At 41.9% G+C, this 12,037-nt stretch carries 8 protein-coding genes and 1 pseudogene; 4 read left to right on the forward strand and 5 right to left on the reverse strand.

Annotated features, from left to right (window positions below; translation table 11 throughout):
* Window positions 1-96 precede the first annotated feature (96 nt).
* The 5 genes and pseudogenes from GVY04_20650 to GVY04_20670 form a co-directional block, all read right to left on the reverse strand.
* Window positions 97-1,044: pseudogene (locus GVY04_20650) on the reverse strand (hypothetical protein).
* 18 nt (window positions 1,045-1,062) lie between these two features.
* Window positions 1,063-2,235 carry an ISAs1 family transposase gene (locus GVY04_20655; protein NBD18449.1) on the reverse strand — a complete coding sequence of 391 codons (1,173 nt, stop codon included), beginning with the start codon at window positions 2,233-2,235 and terminating at the stop codon, window positions 1,063-1,065.
* Window positions 2,236-2,867: 632 nt separating this feature from the next.
* Window positions 2,868-3,788: a DUF1738 domain-containing protein gene (locus GVY04_20660; GenBank protein NBD18450.1), complete on the reverse strand. Its 921-nt coding sequence runs from the start codon at window positions 3,786-3,788 to the stop codon at window positions 2,868-2,870.
* 18 nt (window positions 3,789-3,806) lie between these two features.
* A complete protein-coding gene (locus tag GVY04_20665) occupies window positions 3,807-5,111 on the reverse strand; it encodes an IS701 family transposase (GenBank protein ID NBD18451.1) in 1,305 nt (434 codons plus the stop codon).
* Between the two features lie 272 nt (window positions 5,112-5,383).
* Window positions 5,384-5,704 carry a hypothetical protein gene (locus tag GVY04_20670; GenBank protein ID NBD18452.1) on the reverse strand — a complete coding sequence of 107 codons (321 nt, stop codon included), beginning with the start codon at window positions 5,702-5,704 and terminating at the stop codon, window positions 5,384-5,386.
* 143 nt (window positions 5,705-5,847) lie between these two features.
* On the opposite strand from GVY04_20670, the gene GVY04_20675 reads away from it, so the two are divergent.
* The 4 genes from GVY04_20675 (at window position 5,848) to GVY04_20690 (ending at window position 12,024) form a co-directional block, all read left to right on the forward strand.
* Window positions 5,848-6,093: a helix-turn-helix domain-containing protein gene (locus tag GVY04_20675; GenBank protein ID NBD18453.1), complete on the forward strand. Its 246-nt coding sequence runs from the start codon at window positions 5,848-5,850 to the stop codon at window positions 6,091-6,093.
* Window positions 6,094-6,473: 380 nt separating this feature from the next.
* Window positions 6,474-8,588, forward strand: coding sequence for a CHAT domain-containing protein (locus GVY04_20680; GenBank protein ID NBD18454.1), 2,115 nt, complete (start codon window positions 6,474-6,476; stop codon window positions 8,586-8,588).
* A 2-nt stretch (window positions 8,589-8,590) separates the two neighbouring features.
* Window positions 8,591-9,844 carry a cytochrome P450 gene (locus GVY04_20685; protein ID NBD18455.1) on the forward strand — a complete coding sequence of 418 codons (1,254 nt, stop codon included), beginning with the start codon at window positions 8,591-8,593 and terminating at the stop codon, window positions 9,842-9,844.
* Window positions 9,841-12,024, forward strand: coding sequence for a filamentous hemagglutinin N-terminal domain-containing protein (locus GVY04_20690; protein ID NBD18456.1), 2,184 nt, complete (start codon window positions 9,841-9,843; stop codon window positions 12,022-12,024). Before GVY04_20685 ends, GVY04_20690 begins: the two co-directional genes overlap by 4 nt.
* The last annotated feature ends 13 nt before the right edge of the window (window positions 12,025-12,037 follow it).

Here is a 12,037-nt window from a genome sequence, read left to right on the forward strand (position 1 = left end):
CAATAAAACTTTTCAGTGATAAATAAAGTATAACACAAATAGATCAGGCTTCGTTCTAAGTTCGCTCTCATCCCCCATCTACTTCGTTAAGATGGGGGAATTCTCGCTCACGTCGTTAAAATCAGACCCTTGCCAAAGTCGCAGTTCATTTAATTGACGACGGTGAGTAATTAGATTTTTCTGGAGAAGCTGTTCAATCACCCCATCCCAATATTGTGTGTTACTTTCTGCTTCACTATTAGGGAAATCGCACAAAGCAAGGGGAACTAAGTGACGAGTCGCCCGTAATTCTCCCGTAACGGTAACTAAGTTCAAGATGCCAATGGTCTTGAGAGTTCTCACATAATCCGTATCGAGATGTTTCGCATCGGCAATTAAATCTTGAATTTCTACCCACCGTTGAAGATTCGGTCGCGAGGCTAACCCCATTCCTGCTGCTTCGATGAAATAGTCATATACCTGATCTAATTTCAGAGTAGGTAAAACATCAGATTCCACAGAAACTTCATCTAAGAACCGTTTAAATGAGTAAGGTTCAGCACTAGTTAAAAACGTAAATAAAGAGCGATCATTTTGTGCGTAACGACGGCAGAGAATCGGTAAAACAAATGCTGCGAGAGGATGTAAGGGATAAACGCCACTAATGATTTCTTGGGAAAATTCTTCGCTTTCAATTATATTTTGAATCTGACCTGACCATTCTTGGGCATAACTATTTAAAGCACACGCGATCGGTTCGGTTTCCGAATGATCAATCGCCCTCGCAATTAAGCGCATCATCTGCCCTGCGGACTCAGTGAAAGGGATATCTTCAAAGCGCCCTTGGATTTTTGCCCATTCATTCCGTTCAACTGTCGCTAAGCGCTGCCCATATTCAGCAAAGGCTTGATGGAGAATCCCTAAGACATAAATTGGAGTTTCTTTTTGTTCAGGAAGTTCAACTAATTGTTGCAGTAAATATAAGTCTTCTGTTCCCCCTTGATAAGCTGCATATTCTAGATTTTTCCCTAATTCATCTAAGACAATAAAAATTCCCGTTTTTGCAGGGTAAACGCATCAAAATTAAGAAGCCTTTTGTGTTACAACAGAACTAAAGGCATAAGAGAGAATAGACAGTAAAAAAGTATCCTCAAGACCAGCTCGATAGCGCTTCATTTTCAAACTTTCCTTTCCCGGATGTTGACGCAGGAGATTGAGAGCCAATCGTCGCAGGCAACTGAAATTGTGAGCAGCTTGAGGGGTACGAATCCGAGAAGCATCCTCACTAAAGACTACATCAAGACACCAGTGTAAAGAATTTTCAATTCCCCAGTGGGCGCGAAGATAACGAGCAAATGATTGAGCATCCGTATCCAGGGAACTCAAGAAAAAGCGAGTTTCACAAGTGGTTTGATTCCACAAACGACGCTGACTACGAATCACTACTAATGATTGAAGACCAGACCAACTCGAACACACTGATGAAGAAAAAACTTCCTTTGCCGGAAACACCCAAACTTGACGGGTTTCGGTACGGTGATGTCCACTTTCCACCCCTTGGAAGTAATCACTGACCATTTCCGGGTCAAATTCTTGTCTTTCAAAGCCTTCAAACCAATTATGAGCTGTTTGAGATAAGCGACCTTGATTTCCCTTTAATGCCAAAATATAATCGGCTCCCCCTTGATGAATTTGGTGAGCAATTGCTGTCTGAGTTCCCATAGCATCCACGCTCACAATGGTTCCTGTTAAATCCAGTTGTTCTAGTAGCAACGGAATAGCAGTAATTTCATTTGATTTAGAGTTTACTGCCGTTTGACCTAACACCAAGCGATGTTCATCCGCCCAAGCACTGACTAGCTGTAAAGCTTTTAGGTTATGATTTCGGTCGTAAGAGCCTTTCACCGTTTTTCCATCAATGGCAATGACCTCTGAGCCGAGATGCTCTATGAGAGTACCTACCCAGTGGCGAAAACTTGATTCCATTGCTTCGGGATCAATTTGAGCAAAGACACGCCGAAATGTATCGTGAGAAGGAATGCCATTGGGTAACTCCAGAAAGGTTCTGAGCCAGGTTTTCTTAGCTTGACCATAGGTTTCTATTCCTTGCCATCCCTCAGCTCCTGCTAAAACGGCTAACAGAGCAATTGTCATTATGTCTAGGAATCGATGCTCACATCGTCCTTTGACCCGATGGTCAGGAATTTGCCCAAAGTGTTGTTGGATCGAGACAGCAAGTAAGTGAGAACTGGACATCAAATTTTTCCTATTTTGTTTAATCTGATTCTCTCACCACTTTGGGTTTTTACTTTGTCTTGAAAGCTCTCTCTTGTTTGAATCTGGTGTCAATCTTTAATTTGATGCGTTTACCCTGGTTTTGGTGCCACTCCTTTCCTAATGAAAATAATAGCGTTATTTGGAGGTTGAAAATTCTGAAAAAATGTATCGAGTTCTCTTTTAATACTATCCATTTCTATTCTTCTGCGCTTCAATTCTTTACTTAAAAGGGAGAGACTAATTCTCTCCTTTATTAACGGTTTTAGGTAACTAGCATGGCTTTGTATCGACCCCTTCGCGATCCCTCTCAACGCTCCCCTAGCGGGAGACTGGAGCGAAGGTGAGGATGAGCCTAGCCTCCCGTGCTAAGGTGAAGGGGGTTTGTGTTATGCTTACATTGCATCATGTTCAGTAACTCTATTATTGATCATGTTGTTAGGTTTTGCCTCTCTCACTGCCATTGAGAGAGGCACGAAAAATTAGTGCTCAGTGGGTAGTATTGCGATATAGCAACCCTCACCGGATATAGTCCTAGATTCTACCCAAATTTTGATTTGAGAAAGGGGAAAATTTGTATAAGGTAGTTCTTGGTTAACACACTTTCTCCGTGTCTAATTGTTTTCTATCTCTGGCATTAAAAACTGGGTTGCCTTCTGTGCTTTCTGCACTGCTTTAAAAAAAGCTTTTTTATCACCTTTGAGCAAGTGCAACCAGCTATCCAAGTAGCTGGCATGGTTTTCAACTTGGCTCGTAATTTCTAGTTGGTTAGAAATAAACGCTGCGCCTAATTCAGCAACTAACTCCTCAAAAGCGTAGGTACTAGAACTGTAGGTCTTAACAACGTTCTCTTCCGGCTCAAGGCGATCTAGGCGTGTGGGATGCCCTGTCCAGTGCGTTAGTTCGTGGAAATAAGTGGCATAGTACGCCTCAGCCCCAGAAAAATCGTCGTAGCGGGGCATCTGAATTTTGTCCTGCTGAGGAGAATAGCAAGCGCGATCGCCACCAAAACTAACCGCAGCATTTTGCTTAGCGATAAGTTTTTCTGCTTCCTCAATACGAGGTTCAGTATTATTGCCATCTATTTCATGCTGATTTAAGTAGTCAGCAATTTTTCCGTCTGCTTCCGAATCATCAAGGCAGGCTATATTAAAGACATTGTGCCATTTTCCTGCATTTCTGCTCTCTTGCCGTGTTTCTCCTGTTTCACTGTCCTCAACCTCGACTGAGAACGTGCTACCCCAACGGAGCCAAGTGGCTTTACTTCCCTTTTTAATTGCCCAGCCTTTCTGCTTAGCCTGATAAAAGCTCACAAACAAGGGAGTTTCCCATTTATAAAGCATGAGGTCAAGTGAACACAGAAGTGGATTAAGCCCCTGATAGTTATGCTTAGTAATCAGATTTCCATAGGGAATGCTGTGCCAAGGCTTTTGCCAAGGGCAAGTGCCTTGTTTTATGAGGGTGATGATTTTGTCTGTGACTAGCCCTCTTTTGTCACTTTCCGAACCAAGAAGTAAGAAATCAGGAGTTGAGATCAACGCTTAAAAACTTGGTTAAACTTGATTAAGACAAGAAAATAAATGCTGAAATCCCCATAACAAATGTTCATTAGAAAACAGGTCTAGCCAAGGAACAACTAACCAAAATAAGAACCATGGTTGCATGACTAAACGTAGATTATTTAAGGCATCTTTCCAACTATTTCCCTGCTTCCAGTTCGGATGTTGGCTAGAGCTATGACTTGATTGTTTTTCCTCACTCTCACTATCCTCACTTCGATCTAGAGAGCGAAAAACTGGTGTTTGTAAGCTCACCATTAAATAAACACAGTAAATGATTTCCCACCACTTTTCGATTTCGGAAAAGTTCGTGAAACGATAATCTGTCCAACCCAATTCTTGCTTGCATTGGCGAAACCCATATTCGACCCAAGTTCTTAATCCATAAAGGTCTCCTAGTTTTTTCTTGACTTTCCCTTGAAGATTGGTCATGACAAAAGAAGTGCTGTTACTTGGCAGAGTCTCTGGGTCAGTTGTGAGATACCAATAAGTAGTTTTTCTTCTCTTGCCATAAATAATTTCTCGAATGTATCTGGTTTCGGAACGGTGATCACTAAACGTTCGGGTAAATTGACACCATTTATTGCCTCTCACCCTTTCTCCTGGAGGAAGCAGGAGACTATGATTAGTTCTAATAGCAACCACATAGGAGAGTTGATGGCGAGTTAAGGTATTGATGAAATCGCTACTTTCTCCATACAAGCTATCTGCTAAAACTAGGTCAATGTTAAAACCAAAATCAATTAACTCCTTAATCAGTTCTATGGCTAATTCAATCTTGGTTTGGTATTGATCTCCCGGTTTGAGAGTTCCTTTGGGCTTAAACACCTTAAACTTTAAGGGGAAAGTGATATTTTGATAGACTCCATAAGCATTGACCGAGACAATACCAGAATCGATTTTGCCGAGGCTTCCTAAGTATTGCCTAGCGACATAATCGGTACGGTTTCCTTTCTTTCTATCTCCAGTTTCATCAATAATTACTGTAATCGCTTTTCCCTTTAAGGCTTCTTTGGTTTTCTGTAATCTTCTCTCTCTTAGTTGTTCCACTGACCAAGGAGAGTTGGCGATGAAGTGATGTAGAGATTGTGCGGAAATAATCCCGACGACTTTGGCGATTTCTGGTAGAGATTTTCGTTGAATTGGTGCGATGAGTCCTAAATGTAAAGATTTAAAGCATTCATAATTTCTCACATCTTGAAACAAGTCTTGATAGTAGTGACAATAGTTGTCTACGATCGCGCTGGTGGGTTCTGGGTCTCGCCGTAGGTGTTGACGAATCTGTAAAGCTACATCCATCATGAAGACTCGCTTCCCTCTTCGTTCTTACTTTTGTTTTCTTATCATTTTATCTCGGAAAGTGACAAAAGAGGGCTAGCTGGAACTTGTCAGCAGATTGTTTATGCTTTTTCTTGGTTCTGGTTTTAGTGTGTATCATGATTGATTTTTCCATTGCGGAATGATTAAAAGAAAGCAGCAAATAAAGGCGAATAACCAAGCGATAAAGGAAGGGTCAGATTGATTAGGTTTCATGGTTAAACAGCCCCCATCATGGGGGCTTGCCTCCTTAGTTAAAACTCGTCATCAGTGGGATAATAGGGCTTCCGAGAATAAGAGGCTAGAAACCAGCCACAAGTGTGAGCACGTTTCTTCATTTCCTGTACTTCCGTTTTTGACGGACGGCGGAAGATTTCAGTGATTAAAGTTTCCTCTGGGATTCCCTCACCATCTACTTTGAGCGATTGCCAAACCAACTCGTATTTAGTTGGGACTGGAAAGAGGGAAGGTTTCTGGTCTAAACTTGGGGTAGAATGCAGGGTTTTGTTTGCGCCGGTTTGGTTAGTTGCCTCGGGCGCATCAAAGCCCAATTTTTTATTGGTTGCTAAAACCATGATTAACTCCAAAATAAGGTTTACAAGTGGTTAGCTATTTGGTTTTGGGTTGATGCAGTTCCTGACTGCTTATTTTTAGTGTAACAACACAAGTACTTAATTATCAACTTATATGCTAAAATTCAATTGGAGAAAATGAGGAAATGACTGTGAAACTGAAGCTTAGAGAAATTAGGGAATACAGAGGTCTTTCCCAAATAGAACTCGCAGAGATGATGGGAATCAAACCTCAGACTTTGAGTCGCCTTGAAGTAAAAGCGGCTAAAGGTGAATTGAGAAACGTAAGCCTGGATACACTTGACCGATTGTGTGAAGCTTTAGGCGTTTTGCCATATGAGCTTTTGGAGTATCGTCCTAACTTTAGAAAGCAAATTAAGCAAATTAGTTGATTAATAAGTACTTGTGTTGTTACGCTAAAAATAAGCACTTAAGCAAAACTGTTTCTCCCAACCCTCAACTCCTCCATCCGAAATCTGACAAGGGTTGCCAGATCTCGCGACTTAACATTGCGAGAGTTTTTCCATTGGTAAGGTCTGGCAACTTGCTCTCGCCCTTGTCAGTGATCCAGTGAGATTAAAATATTAGCAGGAAGGAAAGGCAAGCTCCAGGAAATTGTTGAGGCGAGAGGGAATAATTTTTTGCCTTTCCTTCTTAGCCCACTATTAATCTTCTTTTAACTCTTTTTTTATGTGCACCGTTGGCGCACAGTGAACTTAAAAACAACAATTATTGAAGTATCATCTTTAAATGATGCTATTCTTTGCCTTTAATGCTGAGAGTGATTTGGAGTTTCTTAATTTTAAGTTCCCCTTTGCTGCTAGCTGGGGCGACATCTTTTCAAGCTGTTGTTGAGCAAACTCAAACCTATTTGAGCCAAGGTGCTTCCCAAAAAGCCCAAAACCAAGCTCAAGCTGCGATCCGCCTTGCTCAATCTCCAGAGCAGACCGCAATGGCTTGGGGATTGTTAGGGAATAGTTATTTATTACAAGATGCTCCTAACTCTGCCATTGAAGCCTATGAAAAAAGCGATCAAATTCATGCTTCTCCGCAAGCCGCGATCGGGCTTGCCCAAAGTTATGCTAAATTAGCCCAATCTCGTGCCCAAACGCTTGCCTTGATCGAAGAATCTCCCCAATCACAAACGGTTGCTATGTCATCTCGTTCGAGTCGCGCTCTCAGTGATGTTGTAAAAAAGCAAAAACGACGGTTGCAAATTCAGCAACAAGCCGCGAAAGAGCAGGCGACTCGGTATACTCGACGCAGTTTAGACGCAGCTACTGGAAACAACCGAATTCAAGCGCAGCTAATTGCCTTAGATCAAGGACTCATTATTGCCCGCCAAGCCTCTCAGATTTTCGCTGATCTCCAATCCCTTCCCTCCTCTCAATTTCGGCTGCAGCAGCAAATTCAGCTCAGTTCCTATCTGCCACAGCAGCAAATCTCAATTCTAGAAACAACCATTCAGCAAGCCAAAATATTAGATGCTCCTAATTTACAAGCTCAAGCGCAGCTAAATCTAGCTCAGGCTCATCGAGGTCGGGAAAATCATGAAGCTGCCTTAGCTGCTGTGAACCAAGCCCAACTGCTAGCGCAAAGGGAAATGGATTTAAATCTGCTCTACCAAGGGCAACGACTAGCTGCTCAACTGTATCGCCAAACGAGGCAGCGCGATGGCTCCGCCGGTTCGCGTAGCGAACATCGCGCCCTCTCTTCCTACCAACAGGCAAGCCAAACCCTAGAGCAACTTGAAGGGAAGGTTGCCGGTGAGGAAATCTTTTATCGGAATTACCTCAAATTACTACTCGCTTCGGATCACTCTCAACAGTTAGAAAGAGCGCTTGCTATAATCGGTAACTTAAAAATTGCCCAACTGGAAAATTATTTAGGATTTCCCTGCCCCAATCTTCAGCCGGAATCACCTGAACAGCCAAAAAACCAAGCAACAGTTACGACAATCACTTTTCCTAAGCAAACCTACCTCATCCTCCAACTCCCCACAGGGGAACTTCGATCCTATAGCGTTTCGGTAACAGAAGCGACGCTTGAGCGAGCCCTCAAAACCTATCAGCAACAAATTTACAACCTAACTGGTACCAAACACCGACAAACTGGGAAACAGCTTTATGAGTGGCTCATTGCTCCTATTGAACCAGAGCTTTCTGAACATGAAATTGATACCCTAATTTTTAATCATGATAATTTTCTCAGGAACATTCCCATGACGGCTCTCTATGATGGGGAAAATTACTTAGTTGAAGACTATGCGATCAGCAATACCCTAGGCTTAGATCGCATTGAACCTTCCTCTAAGACCTTGACCCCCCTTATTGCTGGAATTAGCAAGCCTCGTAACGGAGGTAGTCGTCTTCCCAATGTCAAGGTTGAAACTGAGCAAATTCAAATATTAATGGGTGGGAAACAACTCTTAGATAACGCCTTTACGAGCGAACAATTTAAAAAACAACTGCAAGATAAAGAGTACAATGCGCTACACATTGCCTCTCACGGCATTTTTGGGGGAACAATTGATACTTCCTATCTTTTAACCTATAACCGTCCACTTCCTATGACAGAGTTTTACAGATTATTAAGTAATCGTCCCCCCTTGCGATTATTGGTGTTGAGTGCTTGTGAAACCGCAACGGGAAATCGGCGATCTGTATTAGGCATGGCAGGGATCGGCGTGCAAACGGGAGCAAAAAATGTTTTGGGGACGCTCTGGACATTACCAGATAACAAAAATACAGTGGAGTTAATGACTGGGTTTTATCGCCGTCTTGACCAAGTTAGTCAAGCTGAAGCTTTGCAAGAGGTGATGATTCGGCAAATTAAAGATGGAACACCGGTTTCCAATTGGGCAAGTTTGATTTTATTGAAAAGTTAAATATGGATACTAAGCAAACCGATATTTCTTCTCTCCCGCTTCCTCCAGGAACATTTGGACCGCCACTCATTAATGAAACGATACCATTATTACTGAATGTTCAAGGCTTTAGCCAAAAGCGTCATCAAAAGTATGGCAATCTTTTTAAAACGTCTATTTTCGGGCAAAAGACAATTTATGTGGCAGGTGGCGATGCCTGTAACTTTATTCTGAAAAACGAGAATCGATACTTTCAAAGTGTCCCGGTTGGTAATATCAAAGAATTGCTTGGTAGTAAATCCCTACCTGCTCAGTCGGGTGAACTCCATCGTCACCGTCGCCAGATGATTAGCAAAGTTTTTTCTCCCCAATATCTAGAGAACCAAAAATCAGTTATTAAAGAGACAACCGATCAATATTTCCAAAGGTGGGAAGAAATGAAAACATTTGCTTGGTATCCAGAACTACAAGACTATAGTTTCGATATTGCTTGCAAATTGTTTATTGGAAACACTAATCCTACTTTGAAAAAAGAGCTAAAAATTTGGAGTCAAGGACTCTTTAATCTAACACCACCGTTTCCTGGAACTAAAACGAAAAAAGCTCTTAATAGTCGCACTCGTATCCTAAAAAAATTAGATCAAATCATTACTGAACGTTGCCGAAGCCAAGGTGACCGAGATGATGCCTTAACACGTTTATTGACGGTGAAAGATGATGAAGGGAACGGGCTTTCCCAAGAAGAAATTAAAGACCAACTTCTCAATCTTCTCGCGGCAGGGCATGAAACAACGGCTTCTGGTTTAACATCGTTATGCTTATTATTAGAGCAAAACCCGGACGTTTTGGAGAAGAGTCGTACTGCTTCTTTAGACTACATAGATTGCATTGTTAAAGAAACGCTCCGTCGCATCCCACCCGTTAATGGCGGATTTCGGACTGTAATTGCTGATTGCGAATACGGAGGATATCGATTTCCAAAAGATTGGTTTATTATTTTCGAGGTAGATTATGGTCATTACCAAGATTTCGCCCATTCTTATCAATTCCAACCTGAGCGGTTTCAACTTGAACCAGATCCCTTCCATTATCTTCCCTTTAGTCGGGGAGAGCGTCGTTGCTTAGGAGCAAGCCTTGCTCTACTAGAAATGCGGCTGTTTACAGAAAAATTAGTACAGAACTACCAATGGACTTTTCCGAAACAAAACCTTGATATTGTACCTCTTCCTTTTCCTCATCCTAAAGACAATTTGCAAGTTCAGCTCGCCCGTTTATGATGAAGTTATCTGTTAATGTTATTCCGCTTTCCCTAGTTTTAAGCTTACTCCCTACTCCTGCTGTAGGACAAATTGTTCCCGATAACAGCCAAGGCCGAGAATCTACACAAATCAATCAACAAGGAACCATCACTGGGGGAGCGCAACGAGGGAAAAATCTTTTCCACAGCTTTGAGCAATTCAATGTAGGTTCGGATCAAGCAGTTATTTTTGCTAATCCTGCAAATATCAGCAATATCTTCTCGCGGATTACTGGCAATAGCCCTTCTCAGATTAATGGGACATTAAGTGTTCAAGGGGCTGCTAATCTTTTTCTACTCAACCCCAATGGCATTATTTTTGGTCCTGAGGCTACTCTCAATCTGCAAGGTAGTTTTACTGCTGCTACGGCTAATAACATTCAGTTTCAAAATGGGACTTCTTGGGACACAACTGCTCCTAATTCCCCGAATCTCACTGTTCGTGTTCCTGTAGGACTCGGTTTTTCTTCTAAAACCGGTTCAATTACGATTCGTGACCAAGGGCATCAAACGGGATCAACACCTAATTTTCAAACTCCTACTATGGAGGCTGCTCCTCCTAATCAACCACCAGGACTTGATATAGTTCCTGGTCAAACGATTGCTCTTTTTGGCAACGGTATTTCTCTTGAAGGTGCGTTAATTCGTGCCCCTTCTGGTCACGTTGAACTCGGTAGTATTAATTCAGGAGTTGTTGCTTTGGATTTGTCCAAAGCAGTTCCTCAATTTCAATATCCTGGTGCAACTAACTTTACTGATATTCAAATGAATAATCGCAGTTTACTTAGTAGTAGCGGTACACCTGGGGGAAGCATTACTTTGCAAGGACAGAATTTATTTCAAACTGGTGCTTCCAATATTATCATTTCCAATTTTGGGAATGCCCAATCTGGGAGTATTAATATTACCCTTACTGGTTCGATGCAGTTAAATGGCGTAACTACCTCAGCTAACTTTAGCAACTTTGCAAGTGAGAATAGAATAGCAACACCAGGTATTTGGACACAAAGTTTTGCTGCTGGTCAAGGCGGTGATATTAGATTTAGTGTGGCTAACAATGTTCATCTTGAAAACTTCTCTACTATTAGTGCTGTTACTTTTAGTGAAGGTGGAAGTGGAAATGTCATTATTAATAGTGGGCAAGGGTTGACGATAATTGGAACCCCTCCTTTTCCCAATCAACCTCTTCCTAGTAGCATATCGACTAGGACAGTTGGTAAAGGTAATGCCGGTAGTGTTACTCTCACTGGCAGGACTTTAAACGTTGAAAAGGGAGGCACTATTCTTTCTCAAAGCCAAGCATCTGGTGATACTGGCAATGTTGTTGCCAACTTCAGTAATAGTGTTACCAGCGAAGGGAATTTTACTGTTAGCTCTGATTTAGATCGGGAAAGCGTATTTGCTAGTAGTATTGGGGCTAATTCTACAATATCCGGAAACATTAGTGAAGTTCACATTCAAACGGAGCATTTAAGGTTAAAGAATAGCGGACGTATTAATGCAACAACGAATGGCTTAGGCGATGGTGGCAATATTATTATCGATGCAACGAATATAACAGTTGATAGCCCTGCGAATTCAAACGAAAATGGTTTCACTCAAGCTCAGATTACTTCTGCAGCTGAAATTGCCTCTCCTGCCTTAATGGACATTTTTGATCTCCCTCCTCGTCCTCAAGGCAATACGGGCGATATCACCATTGTTGATAATGACACCTTAACTCTCAGCAATGGTGGTTTTATTAACATCAATAATGAAGGAACTGGTGATGCCGGAAATATTGTGATTGATAGTAATTCGATTTCTCTAGCGAATCGAGGGCAAATTACTGCTTCTACCGAATCAGGCGTTGGAGGCAATATTAATATCAATACTAATACGCTAACTGGTCAGGGAAATAGCGACATTCTTGCCAATGCCCAACAAGGAAGTGGTGGAGAAATTTCGATCACTGCTAACCAATTTTTTGGCTTTACGCCGAGAGAAAATTTGCAGATCCTCGATACAGACCGTTTTCAAATTAATGAAATTAATGATATTGCTGCTATTTCTGTAAGGATTCAGGTGTGGCAAAACTGGGGAATGAGAGAAGGACAAGGCTCACCGGTGAGAGGACTTTGCAAAGCCTGTTGGAAAAAAGTAATCACCGAACGTCCCTGAAGGCGACAAGACT

It is taken from the genome of Cyanobacteria bacterium GSL.Bin1 (assembly GCA_009909085.1).
Taxonomy (GTDB): Bacteria; Cyanobacteriota; Cyanobacteriia; order Cyanobacteriales; family Rubidibacteraceae; genus Halothece.